Here is a 17,581-nt window from a genome sequence, read left to right as displayed (position 1 = left end):
AATCACCTTCCCTACTGAATTTGTCGCCACATGATGCGTTGGAAGACGTTGGCACTCCCGCCTTTCTCAAGCAGCTTGATCGGTGTTCCGCCGCTGGAGTCGATCAGGTATTTGTTATCGTTGTTGCCATTGGTGCCAGCAACGATGGAAGCAACCACCGGAATCCCCGTACCGATGCCAAGCCCGGCCACAATCGTGTCGCCACTGGTTATATCGTTGTCGCCGTTGGTATCGAGCACCTGGTAATTGAGCATGCCGCCCGTAGCGGGATCCAGCTCGAAAAGACGCCCGGTCCCCGTACTTTCACAAGGATCGGTGGAGTTCACCGACGCTGTGGTGAAAATGATACGGCCACGGGAAGTCTGTGCAGGATAGATGATCCGCTCGCCCAGATAAGGCGCAGCGGTTGCCAGTGGCAGATACCAGCCTTTTTTGACAACCCAGTCCACATCGTTGCTGGTGGACGTGAAGTAAGTGTAGCCATTGCCGGTCACCGAGCCCGTGATCGCCTGGGCTTGCAGGTTGCCTTCAACGATATTGCCCGACTCGGCATCCCAGATGGCATAGAAGTCCTGCAAGGCACTGGTCTGCTTGTCAGTGGCCTCACTGAATTTACCAGTACCGAAATACACCAGTTTGCCGTTGAGTGGATGATCCAGCAGCAGCGGCTGAACGGTAATCGGCTGGTTGGCCCCCCTTGGCGCAGTGAACAGTGGTGAACCATTGAAGGCGACCCGCCAGCTGGAAGCCGCCGCACCACTCATGTCGAACTTCCACATGCGGCCCTTGAGATCCCCGGCATAAGCGGCCTGAACGACGTTCTGCGAGTTGACCCGCAGCTTGACCGAGGACAGGCCGTTGTCTGTCTCACCACTGACGACAAGCGGCGTCTGGATTTCCGTAATGAATGCGCCGGTATTGGCATTCAGTACATACAGCGAAGCCCTTCCGGTAAAACTGCCGTAGCCATTGCCCACGACTACGATCCCGGTTCCATCAGCCATCCGCGCTACGTCTGGCTTGGAGTAGGAGTAGCCAAGGTTATTGAATCTGTTATTGGTATCGGAGGTATCAGGAGCCTTGACCTCCCAAAGCGCCTCGGGGGTATTGTTTGTGCCTTCAAAGAGTTTGATTGCGAAGAATGCCTTGCCGCCCGCCCCAAGACCGGAGAAAGCGACTGTACGCCATGCCGAGCCCGCCGATAATTGAGTATCGAAAACTGCAATCTGGCCATCAACCGTGAACCTGTGAACCCCGGAGCCGTAGTTGGTTGCCGAAATGGTTGCAAGGGACGACAGCGACGTGGAAGGCATATAGGCGTATCGCCGCACTCCGTTACTGGCATTGATGACATTGAAGAAGCCATCGTTGGCATTGGCCAGAAGGCTGTAGCTCATATTGGTGGCCTTGTTGGCTAGGTAGGTAGTGTAAGTGGTGTCCCCTACCAGATCGGCAGCTGTCTTTTCGGTGGGTAAACCCGCCCCCAATGACGAGTTGATGGTATCGCCCAAGAGCCGGGTACGGGTGCGCAGCTTGGAGTTCGCGGTTCCTTTGGCCCAGGCAATGACCTCCGGTCCCGTGACTCCTGTTGGCAAGGTCGAGTTGAATGCAAGCTGCTGTGCCGGGCTGAAGTTGGCGTATTCCAACGTGATTCTCGAGGGGATGGCTCCCGTACTCCATGACTCGAAAACAGGTGCAGTAGAGCCGCTGACAATCGTGGTATCTGTCGTCCAGACAGGCGTGCCCAAAGCACCGGTCGTGGCATTGAGATCGTAGGCCCTTATGGTTCCATGCCAGTCAGTCGGATCATAAAGTGTTTGATAAAACTGCGTACCCGCCTGAAGTGTAGAAGAGCTTGAAGTACCACCACCTCCGGAACCGGCCTTGGCATAGATATCACTCAAGGCAAGGTTCAGTGCAGTATTCAAGCCTGCACTGTCGTTGGTCTGAAAATACTTGCCACGCCCATGGGCACTATCAGCGGCATCAATAAGCATCTGGTTCGCCGCTGTAAATCCAATGGTGTAAGTGCTCATATTCTGCAGCGTGAAACCATCATTATCCCAGCTTCTTCCGGTCAGATCTGTCGACGGAGTGCTGGTCGCCTTTCGCATATCGATGTCATACGCAAACTGTGCGACATCATCCAGATAAAGAGCATCGCCCTCACCATCACCACTTCTAGGATTCGTTCCGTCATTGGCCGCATTCAAATCCCAGTTCGGCAATGATCGAGTCGTATTGGCTACATCATCAGGATCATCAGTGGGCAAATTTCTATCATAGGTAGGCAAACCATCGGTGACAACCACCCCAAAGTTTTTTTGGCAGCGATATTGAATAGGGCTCGTATAGGTTGACGGAGCACCACTGTAACTAAAATAAGGAGTCATACCACGGAAATAGCGTGTTATTTCATAGTATGTTTCCGCCAGTGGAGTATTAGAGTCCCCCCTCAACGCTCTGATTGCCGTATTAAGAGCATCTACGTTCCGGTTTGCCTGATCCTGTGAAACTCCCGTAGTGTTATACGTCGTCACAGGAACCGGAGAAAGATCCGTGACTACCCTGGAAATCCGGCCGCCAGGCCCCGGATCCGTTCCAGCTGGAGGGTTAAAGGTAGCCAGGCCAATCCTGAGGGATTTGTTATTGGCAACCAGATTCAAGGAGACATTCCGCGCAACATTCATACGATAGTCATTAGGAATGACATTATTGATTGTAAAGTTCCTGACAGTCGTATTATTTGCTCGCGTCAGATCAATCAGATAAGAAAGATAATCCGCTGTATACCGAGTAGAGCTTTCGTTTGCATCCCCCGCAGGATCAGGCAACAAAAGGCAGTAAGCGACATTATTACGTACGAGGTATGTATAATTACCCCCACACCCCCCCGCACCTGCTGAACTCAAAATGAGCGTATCATCTCCCTGAATATCCACAGCTCTGCTGCACACTGAAAAAAAGCAACCATATAACTGTAAATAGGTTATTGCAGGTCTGTTCGTCACAGTAGAATCAAAACCAGACGCCCAGATAATGTTGTACATACTTCCGGAATTATCCACCATCAACATCACGTTCGGCGCAACCGCAGGCGAACTCAGCAATGGCACCTGCGCCGGAGTAAACGCATAAACCGGAGCCGACAGATAAAGCGCAGCCAAAGCACCATATACATACTTCAATCCACGTCGAAGTGTCTTAGCAATTGGCATAAATACTCTCCAGCACCGTTCTCGATGTGCCTTGAATGGCGACTGCCGTGACACGGTAAAGCGTAACGGTGCCTGTACAGGTCGGCGGACGTTTTATGGGGTTGGTCGTGGTTCCCAGGTTCTGGACTCCATAAAAACCGCCAGCCGCGGCGAGCCAGTTCACCCCTGACGAACCATTCGTGCCCGCCGCCGTGAGTGTGGTGGATTCAGCAGGCGGAGCGCATGTCGCAGTACTGTTGCATCTGGTCGAAGTGAAACCCACCATCTGGATCGACGACTCACCCAGTCGCAATACCGCTTCGGCTTTCTGAAAAGACTGATTGCGCACCGCGACGCTGCCCGACATCTTCTCCTGCAAGGTGGCGTTCTGCATGGAGGAAATCCCCAGTAATGTCAGCAGCAACAGGAATACCAGACTGACCAGCAACACCATCCCGGATTGTCGGGCCGGGAATGTCGGCATGATGCAAAACCGCTTTGTCTTCATTGCATACGGCCCTTTAAAAGCGATTGCGCAGGTAGGCAACCACATTGTACTGCTGGTTTTTGACACGCCCGTCCGGGTCTTGCAGGGTCAGGCTGATACGAACGCTGCGTATGTCGGGCGCACTGGCAGCCGAAATCGTCGAGGTGTAGGTCATGGGGTTACCCGCCATGCCAAATGAAACCGAGAAGGCACTGACGTTTTGCAACAGCGGCTGGGCAGCCCCGGCTGTGCCGTATTTGATGGTCAGGTTCTGGCCGGTGAGTGTGTAGACCAGCTGGCGCATCGGGAACGCCGTTTGCCCTGCCAAAGGCGTTCTTGCACCAGCGTAAAGCTGGGAAAAGGTCTGGCAGTCGGAAATGATTGTCCAGGTCGGTGAACTGCCGGTTGTACCGATATCGGAAGTCACCAGAGTCAAGGTGTTGTTGGCGTTATCCCACAGAATGGGGTTATCGAGTGCAGCAGGCCATGCAATGGCCGGAGACACAGGCACATAGTTGCTGAACCCCAGGCAGCCATACATCCCGGTCATACGGATTTCCTGCACCAGCTTGCTCAGCACGAAGCGCGCATCTTCCTGCATGCGGGCCGAAGCATTCTGGGTCAGGAACGTGCCTCTGGAAGCGGTGAATATCTGAATGATGCCCATGCTGACCACCAGCCCCAGCACCAGCGCCACCATGATCTCGATCAGGCCAAAGCCTCGGGATGACTTCTTCATGGGTTCACCCCGATACGTGAGGTCAGGGTAAAGGTCTGCATGGTGTTACCCGAGGCAGTTCCGCCGGATGCAACGGTGCTGGAACTTGCAGCCCGCGTATCGTCCCAGGTGATGGTGATAGTGACGGCCGGCGCGCCGCTGACATCGATGCTGGCGGTGGCCGTGGAGCCCGCAAAATTGGTGATATTGGTCTTGAAATCGTAAAGGTCCTGATCCCTGGCCCTGTTCGCATTGGCCGTCGGGGCCGCAGCCAGATTCGCCAGAGCATAGGTCGACAGCACGTTGGTGGTGCCGTTGGAGACCGCATTGCCATCCACATTCGCCCGAATGCGGTCCATCATGTCGTAGGCAATGAAGCTCGCCTGGCTGGTCATGGTCGAGCTGTCGGTGTACTTGAGAGCATTGAGCTGAATCGCAGCGGCACCCAGCAGGCCAATGGCGAGTATCAGGACCGACACCAGTACTTCGATCAATGTCATGCCTGTCTGGCGATGTCGGGTTTCATAACGCATCAGCAAGTTCCGCCCAGAATGATCCGGCCCGTCAAACAAATATTAATGTTCCTGGTAAGCGAGCCCCGCGTGTAGGTCATCGTCACCGCCGAGGTTGGAGCATACAGCGCACCCAGGTTATTGAACTCGAGCGCCGTAACACTAGCGCCAGTCGTGACGTTTACAGCCGTCAGGGTTGCTCCACTGCTCATGGCCGCAACCTTGCGCAATGCAGTCGGTGTCGCGGAAGTATCGGAAGCCAGATAGACCTGCAACTCGGTCTTCCAGTCAGCCCCGCTGGTTGGCGCAATACGTATCGTCACACCCCGGTTTATCGCCTCAAGACGCGCATAGTTGAGCGCCCGCTGCAAATCGTTGACCTCGGTATCGACCTTGTTGTTCTGGATGGAGCTGGTAAAGCTCGGAACAGCGATAGCAGCCACGATCGCCACCACAGACACAGTGACTAACAATTCAATGAGGCTGAAGCCCTTGGACATATAACGCATTGGGTGTCTCCTAGACGTTACGACTATAAGGCAGCAGCGATGCCTGAAAATCTCTAGCAGGATATACGGTTGTTTTGCGATGACGAATGCCCGGATGGCGTTTGGAACAAGGTTTTCCAGGGAGGAAAAACAATGAAGCATGCAGGATTCACATTAATCGAACTACTGATCGTGGTTGCCCTCGTGGCCATTCTTGCCAATGTCGCCAGCCCGACCTTTACAGACCTGATCGATGCCAATCGAAGACAGGTTGCAGCACTGGAACTCGCCAGCGGCATACGCTCCGCACGGGTTGCGGCCATCACCCGCAATCAGGTGGTGACCCTGCATGCCATTGAAGGCAACTGGAGCAACGGTTGGCGAATCATCACCGACACCAAAGGCAACGGACCGGATGATGAAGATACCGTGCTGGTCGAACGGGCAATCGATGGAAAAACGCGCATTATCGGCAACAGCAAGATTGCGCAGTACATCAGCTTCACAGGGCTAGGAGGTCTCAAGAAGGCTGCCAACGGCACCTTTCACGTCTGCGTCCGTGATCAGCCCGTCAGCCACTATCGCGTGATAGTGGCCATTACCGGCAGAGTCAGGGTCGAGGATGAAAAGATACCGACAGATCTGTGTGCCTGACCTCAAGGCAGAGACTTGACCCGCAGTTCCTTGGGAACGGAGAACGTGATGTTCTCTTCGCGGCCCGCCAGTTCATCGGCACCGGTCGCGCCCCAGGCCTGCAATTGCTGGATCACGCCGCGCACCAGCACTTCCGGCGCAGAAGCACCCGCAGTGATACCGATGCGTTCGATACCGTCGAACCAGCTGCGCTGCATATCTTCGGCACCGTCAATCAGATAGGCCGGTGTCGACATGCGTTCGGCCAGTTCGCGCAAGCGGTTGGAGTTGGAGCTGTTCGGGCTACCCACCACCAGAACCACATCGCATTCATCGGCCAGTTGCTTGACCGCATCCTGACGGTTTTGCGTGGCGTAGCAGATATCGTCCTTGCGCGGCCCGCCAATGGCAGGGAAACGCGAGCGTAGGGCGTCAATCACCCGACTGGTATCGTCCATGGACAAGGTTGTCTGTGTCACAAAGGCCAATGCATCCGGGTTGCGCACCTGCAAGTTGGCGACATCCTCTTCGTCTTCCACCAGGTAAATCGCACCGCCATTGCTGGCGTCGTACTGCCCCATGGTGCCTTCGACTTCAGGATGGCCTTCATGACCGATCAGAATGCACTCACGGCCATCACGACTGTAACGGGCCACTTCGATATGCACCTTGGTCACCAGCGGACAGGTTGCATCGAATACCTTCAAGCCGCGACCTGCCGCCTCGGCGCGCACGGCCTGGGAAACACCGTGGGCACTGAAGATGACGATGACGTCATCGGGCACCTGTTCCAGCTCTTCGACAAAGATCGCACCACGAGCGCGCAGGTCTTCGACGACGAATTTGTTATGAACGACTTCATGACGCACATAAATCGGCGGACCAAACACTTCCAGGGCGCGATTGACGATTTCGATCGCGCGGTCCACACCAGCGCAGAAGCCGCGGGGGTTGGCGAGTTTGATTTGCATGCTGTGCCTCGTATTTACGTGCGGAGCAGCCCGGCCGAAACCGGGCTTGGTATCTGGCTCAGGAAGCCAGAATCGCCTTGACCTCGAAGATCTGCACTTCAAAGTTTAGTGTCTTGCCAGCCAGAGGATGGTTGAAATCGATGGTGACCTGCTCATCATCGAACTTCTTCACCACGCCCGGCAGTTCAGTATTGGCCGCATCGTTGAAGATCACCAGCAATCCTTCGGACAGCTCCATGTCCTGGAACTGCGAACGCGGGATGATCTGCACATTTTGCGGGTTGGGCTGACCAAAGGCATTCTCTGGCGGCACCTGGACGGTCTTTCTATCGCCAGCCTTGAAGCCGAAGATGGCGGCTTCAAAACCGGGAAGTAGATTGCCATCACCCACCTTGAACGTGGCCGGAGCCTTGTCGAAGGTGCTGTCGACGGTGTCGCCGTTTTCCAGATGCAAGGCAAAGTGCAAAGTGACTTGCGTATTTTGACCGATGCGCAGCTCGCCTTGAGCCGATGACTGTTCAGCCATTAGCGGGCTCTCCTTCTTTCTTGCTCTTGAACATATCCACAGCAAGCATGACGGCGCCGACGCTGATTGCGCTGTCGGCTACGTTGAAAGCCGGGAAGTACCAACGGTTTTGCCAGTGCACCAGAATGAAGTCGATGACATGGCCAAGCACGACACGGTCATAGAGATTGCCGATAGCGCCCCCCAGGACCAATGCCAGGGCAATTGCCAGCCAGGTGTCATCACGGCCAAGACGCTTGAGCCACACGACCAGTACGGCACTGACAACAATCGCAATCAGGGCAAACAACCAGCGCTGCCAACCGGCGCCATCAGCAAGAAAACTGAAGGCAGCCCCGGTGTTATAGGCCAGGGTCCAACTGAAGTAATCGGGGATGATAACGATCTGGTCGTACATCTCCAGCCGGTTCTCGAAGTAATACTTGGTGGCCTGGTCTATGACCAGGACCAGCAGGCTCAACCACAACCAGCTCAAACGACCGAAACGGCCTGTAGCGCCTGGGTTAGGCATAGTGACGGACCTCGCCAGCGCCGCTGATGTTATCCACGCAACGACCGCAGATTTCCGGATGCTCAGGGTTCACGCCAACGTCTTCACGGTGATGCCAGCAACGGGCGCACTTCGCATGACCGGACTTGACTACTTTGAGCTTCAGGCCTGAAACCTCGGTCACCACGGCATCGGCAGGTGCCGACAGCAGAGGCGCAACACTGGCTGTGGAGGTAATCAGCACGAAACGCAGCTCGTTGCCGAGCTTCGACAGATCGGCAACCAGCGAATCCTCCGCATACAGGGTCACTTCAGCCTGCAGGTTGCCGCCGATGGCTTTGGCAGCGCGCAGGTTTTCCATTTCCTTGTTGACCGAAGTCTTCACCGCCATGATCCGCTCCCAGTAGGCGCGGTCCAGCTCGAAGCCCTCAGGCATTTCGCTCAGGCCTTCGTACCAGGTGTTGAGCATCACGGACTCGTTGCGCTCGCCCGGCAGGAACTGCCACAGCTCGTCGGCCGTGAACGCCAGGATCGGAGCGATCCAGCGCACCAGCGCCTCGGAGATGTGGAACAGCGCAGTCTGGCAGGAACGACGTGCCTTGCTGTCAGGAGCCGTGGTGTACTGACGGTCCTTGATGATGTCCAGATAGAAGCCACCCAGCTCCTGCACGCAGAAGTTGTGGATCTTCGAGTAGACGTTCCAGAAGCGATACTCGCTGTAGTGCTCTTGCAGCTCGCGTTGCAGCAGCAAGGTGCGATCCACAGCCCAGCGATCCAGCGCCAGCATGTCTTCGGCCGGCAGCAGGTCAGTGGCCGGATTGAAACCGGACAGGTTCGAGAGCAGGAAGCGAGCAGTGTTGCGAATCCGCCGATAGGCGTCTGCGCTGCGCTGCAGGATCTGATCGGAAACCGCCATCTCACCGGAATAGTCAGTGGCCGAAACCCACAGGCGCATGATGTCGGCACCCAGAGTGTCGTTGACCTTCTGTGGCGCGATGACATTGCCCAGCGACTTGGACATCTTGCGGCCGTTTTCGTCAACGGTGAAACCGTGGGTCAACAGCTCACGGTACGGAGCGTGATCGTCGATGGCACAGCCAGTCAACAGCGAGGAATGGAACCAGCCACGATGCTGGTCGGAACCTTCCAGATACAGGTCCGCACGCGGGCCGGTTTCGTGGCCCATGGAGTGCGAGCCACGCAGGACGTGCCAGTGGGTGGTGCCGGAATCGAACCAGACGTCCAGTGTGTCGGAGATCTTGTCGTACTTCGGAGCTTCATCGCCCAGCAGCTCGGCAGCATCCAGCTTGAACCAGGCTTCGATGCCCTCTTTCTCGACACGCTGAGCGACTTCTTCCATCAACTCGACGGTACGTGGATGCAGCTCACCGCTTTCCTTGTGCAGGAAGAACGGGATCGGCACACCCCAGTTGCGCTGACGAGAGATACACCAGTCAGGGCGGTTGGCGATCATGGAGTGAAGACGCGCCTGCCCCCAAGCCGGTACGAACGTGGTGTCTTCGATAGCCTTGACTGCGCGCTCACGCAGGGTGCCGCCCGCGACAGGCTGCTTGTCCATGCCGACGAACCACTGCGCAGTGGCGCGGTAGACCAGCGGCGATTTGTGGCGCCAGCAGTGCATGTAGCTGTGAGTGATGGTTTCGGTGTGCAGCAGATTGCCGACTTCGGCCAGCTTGTCGATGATGTTCTGGTTGGCCTTGAAGATGAACTGGCCACCAAAGAACTCCAGAGACTCGACATACACGCCGTTGCTCTGCACCGGGCTCAGGATGTCATCGTTGCTCATCCCGTACTGCTTGCAGATATTGAAGTCGTCCATGCCATAGGCTGGAGCACTGTGAACCACGCCAGTACCCGCGCTCAGCTCGACGTAGCCAGCCACGTAGAGCGGCGACAGACGGTCATAGAACGGATGACGGAAGTTGATCAGCTCAAGCTTCTGGCCGACAGTGGTCGCGATGACCGAACCTTCCAGCTTGTAACGTGCCAGACAGGACTCGACCAGTTCTTCAGCCAGAACCAGCAGCCTGTCACCCACATCGACCAGCGCGTAGGTGAACTCTGGATGGACGTTCAGCGCCTGGTTGGCCGGGATGGTCCACGGCGTGGTAGTCCAGATCACGATAGCGGCTGGTTTAGCCAGCGAAGCCAGGCCGAAGGCCTCGGCCAGTTTCGCTTCATCCGCAACCGGGAATGCGACGTCGATGGTCGAGGACTTCTTGTCCTGATACTCGACTTCCGCTTCAGCCAGGGCCGAGCCGCAATCGAAGCACCAGTTCACGGGCTTGAGGCCCTTGAACACGAAACCACCCTTGACCATTTCGGCCAGCGCACGGATTTCGCCGGCTTCGTTGGCGAAGTTCATTGTGAGGTACGGATTGTCCCAGTCACCCAGCACACCCAGGCGGATGAACTCGGCCTTCTGACCTTCGACCTGCTCGGCGGCATAAGCGCGGCACAGTTCACGGGTCTTGTCGGCGGACAGATTCTTGCCGTGAGTGACCTCGACCTTGTGCTCGATCGGCAAACCGTGGCAATCCCAGCCCGGAACATAAGGCGCATCGAAGCCCGACAGGGTCTTGGAGCGCACAATCATGTCCTTGAGAATCTTGTTGACGGCGTGACCGATGTGAATATTGCCGTTGGCGTAAGGAGGGCCGTCGTGCAGAACGAACTTTGGACGATCCTTGCCAATTTCGCGCAGCTTCTGGTACAGGCCAATGCTGTCCCAGCGCTGCAGAGTTTGCGGCTCGCGCTGGGGCAGGCCGGCCTTCATCGGGAAGGCGGTGTCCGGAAGGTTTAGCGTGGCTTTATAGTCGGTCATTTCAGGCTCTTGGTTAGCGGTTGACCATGCCAATGGGCACGGGCGGCGGCGACGTCCGCATTGATCGCCGTCTTGAGCGCCTCCAGAGAGGCAAAACGCTGCTCATCACGCAGCTTGTGGTGGAAAGCCACCGTCAAACGCCGGCCATAGATATCACCGGCAAAATCCAGAAGATGTACCTCAAGGTGGGCACTGCCATCACCTGCCACGGTCGGGCGCACACCGATATTGGCGACTCCCGGCCAGGCTTTGCCATCGATGTTCGTACTGACCAGGTAAACCCCGCTCAACGGCACACGACGACGCTTGAGTTGCACATTGGCCGTGGGCGTACCCAACTGGCGTGCCAGCTTCTGGCCATGCAGAACCCGTCCGGTAATCTGGTACGGGCGACCGAGCAAACGCTCGGCCAGGGCAAAGTCCGCGACAGCCAGCGCATTACGCACCTTTGTGCTGCTGACCCGGACACCATCTATTTCAACGGTCTGTGCCGCTTCTACGGTAAAACCATGGGCATTACCGGCTTGTTGCAGGAAGTCGAAGTCGCCGATGCGGTCGCAACCGAACCGGAAATCGTCGCCTACCTCAAGATGCTGCACGCCCAGCCCGTCGACCAGAATGGTCTCGACGAAGCTGGCAGCGCTCAGTTTGCTCAGTCGCTGGTTGAATGACAGGCACAAGACCCGGTCAACACCTTCGGCGCTCAGCAGCTCAAGCTTGTCACGCAACCTTGCCAGACGCGCAGGAGCGGTGTCAGGGGCGAAAAACTCCCGCGGCTGCGGCTCGAAAATGACCACGCAGCTGGGCACGCCCAACTCGACAGCACGTTCACGCAGACGCACCAGAATAGCCTGATGACCGCGGTGAACACCGTCGAAGTTGCCAATCGTGGCGACGCAGCCCCGATGCAAGGGGTGCAGGTTGTGGAGACCTCTAACCAGCTGCATAACGCACTTCTTGCTCATAAAGTGGCCGATTATAACCACACACGGTCCCGGACGACAGGCAGCATGCCAAGACCAGACAACAGCTGTCGGGTCGCAATGCGAAATTCCGACAGCCACCACTTAAAACAACGTCTACATGACAGCCTTTCGGGCAAAATCCTTGAGACGAAAACCCAGCAACAGCAACATGCCGAAATAAACCACCACACCCGCCACGACCAGCGCGCCCAGGCGCACGAAACGCTCAAGCATATGCCCTTCGCTCCAGGCCGGCATTACATGCATCAGCCCTAGCAGGACTGCCGACATGGCCGCAACGGCCAGGATCAGCTTGAACAGGAACTTCGCCCAGCCAGGCTGTGGCTGAAACAGCTCCTGCTTGCGCAACTGCCAGAACAGCAACCCGGCGTTGATGCACGCCCCAACACTGATGGCCAGAGCCAGACCCGCATGCTGCAACGGCACGATAAACGCCAGATTGAGCAACTGGGTAACAATGAGGGTGAAAACGGCGATTTTCACTGGCGTGCGAATATTCTGCTGGGCATAAAAACCGGGAGCCAGCACCTTGATCAGGATGATCCCCAGCAATCCTACCGAATAAGCCACCAGCGCACGCTGGGTCATGGCCGCATCCAGCGCGTCGAACTTGCCGTACTGAAACAGAGAAACGGTCAACGGCTCAGCCAGCAGGCCCAGCGCCAGTGTGCAGGGCAAGACCAGCACAAAGCAAAGACGCAAACCCCAGTCGAGAATCCGTGAATATTCCTGACGATCCTTGTTGGCATAGGTTTTCGACAGGATCGGCAACAGGATCGTCCCCAGCGCAACCCCCAGCACACCGGACGGCAACTCCATCAGGCGGTCGGCATAGTACATCCACGACACAGAACCTGCGACGAGGAACGAGGCAAATATCGTGTTGATAATCAGAGATATCTGACTGACGGAAACACCAAGGATCGCAGGCAGCATCTGCTTCATCACACGCCAGACACCCGAGTCCCGCAAATTGAGACGCGGCAGGACCAACATGCCGATCTTTTTCAGGTGCGGCAGTTGATACAGCAACTGCAACAAACCACCTGCCAGTACCGCCCAGCCCAGCGCCATGACCGGCGGATCGAAATAAGGCGTCAGGAACAGTGCAAAGAAAATCATGCTGACGTTAAGCAGCGTCGGCACGAACGCCGGCACAGAAAAACGGTTCCAGGTATTGAGAATCGCACCGGCCATGGATGACAGGGAGATCAGCAATATATAAGGAAAAGTCACCCGCAGCAGATCTGCGGTCAGGGTGAATTTTTCCGGAGAATCGACAAAGCCCGGCGCAGTGGCCCAGATCACCCAGGGCGCAAAGATGACGCCCAGCAATGTGACAAGCGCCAGCGCCAGCGTGAGCAGGCCAGTGACATAGGCCACAAAGGTGCGGGTCGCCTCTTCGCCCTGCTGGCTTTTATATTCGGCAAGGATAGGCACAAAGGCCTGGGAAAAGGCACCTTCGGCAAAGATCCGGCGCAGCAGATTAGGCAGTTTGAAGGCAATGAAGAAAGCATCCGTTGCCATCCCGGCCCCGAACGTGCGGGCAATGATGGTATCGCGAATGAAGCCCAGTACCCGGGAAAGCATGGTGATAGAGCTGACGGCTGCTAACGACTTGAGTAGATTCATTGAAAGAGTGTCGAGTCCTGGCTAAAGGATAGGCGTTCGGGCCTTCATTTATGCGATACTGCGCGCCGCAAAAAGCCCGGAGCGAAAGTCCGCGAGTTTACAGGTCGTACGCCGGAAATAAATATCCGGGTTCAGATAGCGACCACTCAGCGGAACACCTCAACTGCCCTTGACAAGTGACAAACTCATCGGCATGATTCGCGGCCTATTTTGTTAGCTATTTCATAAAAGTCTTTCGAGGAGCTCGACGGTGGCCAACACACCTTCCGCCAAAAAACGTGCAAAACAGGCTGAGAAGCGTCGCAGCCACAACGCCAGCCTGCGTTCCATGGTTCGTACCTACATCAAGAATGTAGTCAAAGCCATCGACGCAAAAGACGCAGAAAAAGCGCAAGCCGCTTACGTTCTGGCTGTTCCTGTTATCGACCGCATGGCCGATAAAGGCATCATCCACAAGAACAAAGCTGCTCGCCATAAAGGCCGCCTGAACGGTCACATCAAGGCTCTGAGCCTTGCTGCTGCCGCCTAAGCGATCTGCTTGTTAAAAAACCGACCCAAGGGTCGGTTTTTTATTGCCTGCAATATCGCGAACAAGGGGAAGAATTCGCCAATGAATCCCCCCCCCTACGAAACCATCAAATCACGGCGTAGCCGCATGCGGCCACGGCAGGATCGGAATCGCGGTCACCGCATTTTGCGGGCTACCCTCGATAATCCGGTCGCTGTAGACCAGATAAACCAGCGTATTGCGCTTTTCATCCAGGAAACGCACCACCTGCATCGTCTTGAAGACCAGCGATGTACGCTCCTTGAACACCTCCTCACCATCCTTGAGCGGCGGCTGGAAGCGAATCGGCCCGACCTGACGACAGGCAATGGAGGCTTCAGCACGATCCTCGGCCAACCCCAGACCACCCTTCACACCACCCGTCTTGGCGCGTGACAGGTAACAAGTCACGCCCTCGACCTTGGGATCATCAAAAGCCTCGACCACGATCCGGTCATTGGGACCGACAAACTTGAACACCGTGGAGACCTGGCCAATCTCTTCAGCCGCAGCCAAAGCAGGCATGACCAGCAGCGCCGCCAAAAAAGCCTTCATGACTCGCATCGAACCTTCCTTTTTTGAGGGCCTGACTCAAACGAGAATCAGATTATCCCGATGAATCAGCTCGGGCTCAGCCATGTAGCCAAGCTCACGCACAATGGCATCGGATGACTGGCCAATGATCTTCTGCGCCTCGACAGCACTGTAGTTACTCAGCCCACGGGCAATTTCCCGACCACCAGGCGCAACACATACAACCATTTCGCCACGACGGAAGCTGCCCTGAACCACCTTTACACCCACAGGCAGCAAGCTCTTGTGATCATTGACCAGGGCCGCCACCGCACCACCGTCGAGCACCAGCGTGCCGCGAGTCTGCAAATGACCAGCCAGCCACTGCTTGCGGGCCGCGAGCATTTCACGCTCAGGCGACAGCAATGTACCCAACTGCTCACCCGCCTTGAGGCGCGCCAGCACCCGATCGATGCGACCACCCACAATCACCGTATGAGCACCGGAACGAGCCGCCAGACGCGCCGCACGCAATTTGGTCTGCATGCCGCCACGACCCAGAGCACCGCCCGTGCCACCAGCCACCGCATCCAGCGCCGGATCGTCGGCACGCGCCTCATAGATGAGCTGAGCCTCAGGATTGTTGCGCGGATCGGCATCAAACATGCCGTCGCGATCCGTCAGGATAACCAGCAGGTCAGCCTCGACCAGGTTGGCCACCAGCGCCGCCAGCGTATCGTTGTCACCGAAACGGATTTCGTCGGTCACGACCGTGTCGTTTTCATTGATAACCGGCACAACACCCAGCTCAACCAACGTACGCAAAGTGCTGCGAGCGTTCAGATAACGCTTGCGATCGGACAGATCGTCATGAGTCAGAAGAATCTGCGCGGTATGCCGATCATGCTCGGCAAAGCTCGACTCCCAAGCCTGCACCAACCCCATCTGACCGATGGCAGCAGCAGCCTGAAGCTCATGCATCGCACTGGGTCGCACAGACCAGCCCAGGCGACTCATACCGGCAGCGACCGCCCCGGAAGAAACCAGAACCAGCTCGACGCCCGCCTCATGCAGCGCCACCATCTGCTCTACCCACACACCCATGGCCGAGCGATCCAGCCCCTTGCCATCCGCCGTCAGCAGGGCACTGCCGATCTTCACGACCCAGCGCTGGGCACCCGTCACTTTGCTGCGCATCATCTTCCAACCTTAGCCAGAGAGTTTCTTAATACGGATTCGAGATACAAAAACGCCGCTATCAGTCAGTAGCGGCGTTCAAGTTTACTGCAAGCGATCAGTCTCGGACGTAAATGATTTCCGGACCATCTTCATCGTCCACATCATCTTCATCCCAATAGTCTTCACCAATGTCATGCACGCTCTTCACGCCGCTACGACGCAGGGCACGCTGATCGTCCAGCGCCTGCAACTGGGCACGCGCCTCGTCTTCGATGCGCTGATCCAGCTCGGCAAGCTCTTCAGCATAGCCAGGCTCTTCGATCAGACGCAGGCTACGCTCTTCAAGGTAGCGCATGATGTCGCGAGACAACTGCTCGGTACCTTCCTTCGCGATGGCAGAGATCACGTAGACCGGCCCCGTCCAGCCGAGACGATCGACAATCTCCTGCTTGCGAGCTTCCTGCTCTTCTTCAAGAATCTGATCGCACTTGTTCAGCACCAGCCAGCGATCACGCTCAGCCAGGGAAGGACTGAACTTGATCAGCTCATTGACGATGACCTCTGCCGCGTCCGGGGCACTGGTTTCATCCAGCGGCGCCATATCGACGAGGTGCAGCAACAGGCGCGTACGCGCCAGATGCTTGAGGAAGCGAATACCCAGGCCAGCACCATCGGATGCACCCTCGATCAAGCCGGGAATATCGGCAATGACGAAGCTCTTCCAACGATCGACACTGACCACACCCAGGTTAGGCACCAGGGTCGTGAACGGGTAATCAGCCACTTTAGGCTTGGCCGCAGACACCGAACGAATGAAGGTGCTCTTGCCCGCATTCGGCAAGCCCAGCAGGCCGACGTCAGCCAGCACTTTCAACTCCAGCTTGAGATCACGCTGATCACCCGGCTTGCCCGGTGTCGTCTGACGCGGGGCACGGTTGGTACTGGATTTGAAACGGGTGTTACCCAGGCCATGCCAGCCGCCCTGAGCAACGAGCAGACGCTGGCCGTCCTTGGTCAGGTCGCCGATGATTTCCTGGGTTGTCGCATCGATCACGGTCGTTCCGACCGGCACGCGCAACACCAGCTCTTCACCTTTGCGACCCGTGCAATCGGCGCTGCCGCCATTCGAGCCGCGCTCGGCGTCGAAATGACGGGTATAGCGATAGTCGACCAGCGTGTTGAGGTTTTCGTCAGCGATCATATAGACCGAACCGCCATCACCACCGTCGCCGCCGTTAGGGCCACCGTTTTCGATAAACTTTTCGCGACGGAAGCTCATGCAACCGTTGCCGCCGTCACCGGCTTTTACTCGAATGGAAACTTCATCTACAAACTTCATAACGCACGCCTCCCGCCACAGGGACGAGCAGAACCACATAAATACATAAGACTCTTGCAAAAATGAGCGTTGCGATACCGATCAGAAACCAGCGACCCGTAAGGTCCACATCACAACAGCCCGCACAAACAGTTTTGCAAGAGACTCACCAACCTCTACTACAAACAAAAAAGCCCCGTCGCAAGACAGGGCTTTTCAAGCTACTGCGCAATTACGCTGCGGAGACTTCAGTCTTCGGAACGATGCTCACGTAGCGACGACCGAAGGCGCCTTTAACCTGAAACTTGATCACGCCTTCCACTTTCGCGAACAGGGTGTGATCTTTACCCATACCAACGCCATAGCCAGCGTGGAATTGGGTGCCGCGCTGACGCACGATGATGTTGCCTGGAACGATAGCCTGGCCGCCATACATCTTCACGCCAAGGCGTTTGGCTTCTGAGTCGCGACCGTTACGGGTACTACCACCAGCTTTTTTGTGTGCCATGAGTCAATTCTCCAAATGAGGATTAGGCTGA

At 56.6% G+C, this 17,581-nt stretch carries 17 protein-coding genes; 2 read left to right on the top strand and 15 right to left on the bottom strand.

Features of this window, described 5'->3' with window-relative positions; genetic code table 11:
* Positions 1–11: 11 nt before the first annotated feature.
* Genes JL015_RS13045 through JL015_RS13025 form a run of 5 tightly spaced genes read right to left on the bottom strand, consistent with a single transcriptional unit; the run spans position 12 to position 5,423 of the window.
* On the bottom strand, positions 12–3,218 hold the full coding sequence (locus JL015_RS13045; protein WP_201018732.1) for a pilus assembly protein: 3,207 nt from the start codon (positions 3,216–3,218) through the stop codon (positions 12–14).
* Positions 3,205–3,750, bottom strand: a complete 546-nt coding sequence (locus JL015_RS13040) for a pilus assembly PilX family protein (RefSeq protein WP_374005046.1) — start codon at positions 3,748–3,750, stop codon at positions 3,205–3,207. Before JL015_RS13040 ends, JL015_RS13045 begins: the two co-directional genes overlap by 14 nt.
* On the bottom strand, positions 3,719–4,423 hold the full coding sequence (locus JL015_RS13035) for a PilW family protein (protein WP_201018731.1): 705 nt from the start codon (positions 4,421–4,423) through the stop codon (positions 3,719–3,721). The genes JL015_RS13040 and JL015_RS13035 overlap by 32 nt, the downstream gene beginning before the upstream one ends.
* Positions 4,420–4,935 carry a type IV pilus modification protein PilV gene (gene pilV / locus JL015_RS13030; protein ID WP_201018730.1) on the bottom strand — a complete coding sequence of 172 codons (516 nt, stop codon included), beginning with the start codon at positions 4,933–4,935 and terminating at the stop codon, positions 4,420–4,422. Before pilV ends, JL015_RS13035 begins: the two co-directional genes overlap by 4 nt.
* On the bottom strand, positions 4,935–5,423 hold the full coding sequence (locus JL015_RS13025) for a GspH/FimT family pseudopilin (RefSeq protein ID WP_201018729.1): 489 nt from the start codon (positions 5,421–5,423) through the stop codon (positions 4,935–4,937). Before JL015_RS13025 ends, pilV begins: the two co-directional genes overlap by 1 nt.
* A gap of 132 nt (positions 5,424–5,555) precedes the next feature.
* On the opposite strand from JL015_RS13025, the gene JL015_RS13020 reads away from it, so the two are divergent.
* Positions 5,556–6,056: a GspH/FimT family pseudopilin gene (locus tag JL015_RS13020; protein WP_201018728.1), complete on the top strand. Its 501-nt coding sequence runs from the start codon at positions 5,556–5,558 to the stop codon at positions 6,054–6,056.
* Between the two features lie 2 nt (positions 6,057–6,058).
* Here JL015_RS13020 and ispH read toward each other — a convergent pair whose 3' ends face one another.
* The 6 genes from ispH to murJ form a co-directional block, all read right to left on the bottom strand.
* The gene (gene ispH, locus JL015_RS13015; protein WP_201018727.1) at positions 6,059–7,006 is read right to left on the bottom strand and encodes a 4-hydroxy-3-methylbut-2-enyl diphosphate reductase; all 948 of its coding nucleotides are present in this window, start codon (positions 7,004–7,006) and stop codon (positions 6,059–6,061) included.
* Positions 7,007–7,064: 58 nt separating this feature from the next.
* Positions 7,065–7,532, bottom strand: a complete 468-nt coding sequence (locus JL015_RS13010) for an FKBP-type peptidyl-prolyl cis-trans isomerase (protein WP_201006338.1) — start codon at positions 7,530–7,532, stop codon at positions 7,065–7,067.
* Positions 7,525–8,043 carry a signal peptidase II gene (gene lspA, locus JL015_RS13005; protein ID WP_201018726.1) on the bottom strand — a complete coding sequence of 173 codons (519 nt, stop codon included), beginning with the start codon at positions 8,041–8,043 and terminating at the stop codon, positions 7,525–7,527. Before lspA ends, JL015_RS13010 begins: the two co-directional genes overlap by 8 nt.
* Positions 8,036–10,867, bottom strand: coding sequence for an isoleucine--tRNA ligase (ileS, locus tag JL015_RS13000; protein WP_201018725.1), 2,832 nt, complete (start codon positions 10,865–10,867; stop codon positions 8,036–8,038). Before ileS ends, lspA begins: the two co-directional genes overlap by 8 nt.
* Entirely contained in the window at positions 10,864–11,814 is a 951-nt protein-coding gene (ribF, locus tag JL015_RS12995) for a bifunctional riboflavin kinase/FAD synthetase (RefSeq protein WP_201006344.1), read from the bottom strand. The genes ileS and ribF overlap by 4 nt, the downstream gene beginning before the upstream one ends.
* A 132-nt stretch (positions 11,815–11,946) precedes the next feature.
* Complete coding sequence (gene murJ / locus JL015_RS12990; RefSeq protein ID WP_201018724.1) at positions 11,947–13,485, bottom strand: murein biosynthesis integral membrane protein MurJ; 1,539 nt, start codon at positions 13,483–13,485, stop codon at positions 11,947–11,949.
* A gap of 250 nt (positions 13,486–13,735) precedes the next feature.
* Between murJ and rpsT the strand changes: the two genes are divergently transcribed.
* Positions 13,736–14,014: a 30S ribosomal protein S20 gene (gene rpsT, locus JL015_RS12985; protein ID WP_003344603.1), complete on the top strand. Its 279-nt coding sequence runs from the start codon at positions 13,736–13,738 to the stop codon at positions 14,012–14,014.
* A 111-nt stretch (positions 14,015–14,125) separates the two neighbouring features.
* Here the strand turns inward: rpsT and JL015_RS12980 are convergent, their stop codons facing one another.
* From JL015_RS12980 to rpmA, 4 genes are all read right to left on the bottom strand, one after another.
* Positions 14,126–14,596 (bottom strand): CreA family protein, encoded by a 471-nt coding sequence (locus JL015_RS12980; protein WP_201018723.1) that lies wholly within the window; start codon positions 14,594–14,596, stop codon positions 14,126–14,128.
* 27 nt (positions 14,597–14,623) lie between these two features.
* Entirely contained in the window at positions 14,624–15,742 is a 1,119-nt protein-coding gene (gene proB / locus JL015_RS12975) for a glutamate 5-kinase (RefSeq protein ID WP_201018807.1), read from the bottom strand.
* A gap of 97 nt (positions 15,743–15,839) precedes the next feature.
* Positions 15,840–17,063, bottom strand: a complete 1,224-nt coding sequence (gene cgtA, locus JL015_RS12970) for an Obg family GTPase CgtA (RefSeq protein ID WP_201018722.1) — start codon at positions 17,061–17,063, stop codon at positions 15,840–15,842.
* Between the two features lie 211 nt (positions 17,064–17,274).
* On the bottom strand, positions 17,275–17,550 hold the full coding sequence (gene rpmA, locus JL015_RS12965) for a 50S ribosomal protein L27 (protein ID WP_025261879.1): 276 nt from the start codon (positions 17,548–17,550) through the stop codon (positions 17,275–17,277).
* Positions 17,551–17,581 lie beyond the last annotated feature (31 nt).

It is taken from the genome of Pseudomonas cichorii (genome assembly GCF_015471405.1).
In the GTDB taxonomy this organism is placed as follows: domain Bacteria; phylum Pseudomonadota; class Gammaproteobacteria; order Pseudomonadales; family Pseudomonadaceae; genus Aquipseudomonas; species Aquipseudomonas serbiensis.
The sequence above is the reverse complement of the archived record's forward strand: the minus strand, read 5'-3'. Positions and strand labels throughout refer to the sequence as shown.

Bases quoted from the DNA above. Each gene is read 5' to 3' on its own strand.
- JL015_RS13045 (WP_201018732.1), bottom strand. From the start codon at position 3,218: ATGCCAATTGCTAAGACACTTCGACGTGGATTGAAGTATGTATATGGT.
- JL015_RS13040 (WP_374005046.1), bottom strand. From the start codon at position 3,750: ATGTGGTTGCCTACCTGCGCAATCGCTTTTAAAGGGCCGTATGCAATG.
- JL015_RS13035 (WP_201018731.1), bottom strand. From the start codon at position 4,423: ATGAAGAAGTCATCCCGAGGCTTTGGCCTGATCGAGATCATGGTGGCG.
- pilV (WP_201018730.1), bottom strand. From the start codon at position 4,935: ATGCGTTATGAAACCCGACATCGCCAGACAGGCATGACATTGATCGAA.
- JL015_RS13025 (WP_201018729.1), bottom strand. From the start codon at position 5,423: ATGCGTTATATGTCCAAGGGCTTCAGCCTCATTGAATTGTTAGTCACT.
- JL015_RS13020 (WP_201018728.1), top strand. From the start codon at position 5,556: ATGAAGCATGCAGGATTCACATTAATCGAACTACTGATCGTGGTTGCC.
- ispH (WP_201018727.1), bottom strand. From the start codon at position 7,006: ATGCAAATCAAACTCGCCAACCCCCGCGGCTTCTGCGCTGGTGTGGAC.
- JL015_RS13010 (WP_201006338.1), bottom strand. From the start codon at position 7,532: ATGGCTGAACAGTCATCGGCTCAAGGCGAGCTGCGCATCGGTCAAAAT.
- lspA (WP_201018726.1), bottom strand. From the start codon at position 8,043: ATGCCTAACCCAGGCGCTACAGGCCGTTTCGGTCGTTTGAGCTGGTTG.
- ileS (WP_201018725.1), bottom strand. From the start codon at position 10,867: ATGACCGACTATAAAGCCACGCTAAACCTTCCGGACACCGCCTTCCCG.
- ribF (WP_201006344.1), bottom strand. From the start codon at position 11,814: ATGCAGCTGGTTAGAGGTCTCCACAACCTGCACCCCTTGCATCGGGGC.
- murJ (WP_201018724.1), bottom strand. From the start codon at position 13,485: ATGAATCTACTCAAGTCGTTAGCAGCCGTCAGCTCTATCACCATGCTT.
- JL015_RS12980 (WP_201018723.1), bottom strand. From the start codon at position 14,596: ATGCGAGTCATGAAGGCTTTTTTGGCGGCGCTGCTGGTCATGCCTGCT.
- proB (WP_201018807.1), bottom strand. From the start codon at position 15,742: ATGCGCAGCAAAGTGACGGGTGCCCAGCGCTGGGTCGTGAAGATCGGC.
- cgtA (WP_201018722.1), bottom strand. From the start codon at position 17,063: ATGAAGTTTGTAGATGAAGTTTCCATTCGAGTAAAAGCCGGTGACGGC.
- rpmA (WP_025261879.1), bottom strand. From the start codon at position 17,550: ATGGCACACAAAAAAGCTGGTGGTAGTACCCGTAACGGTCGCGACTCA.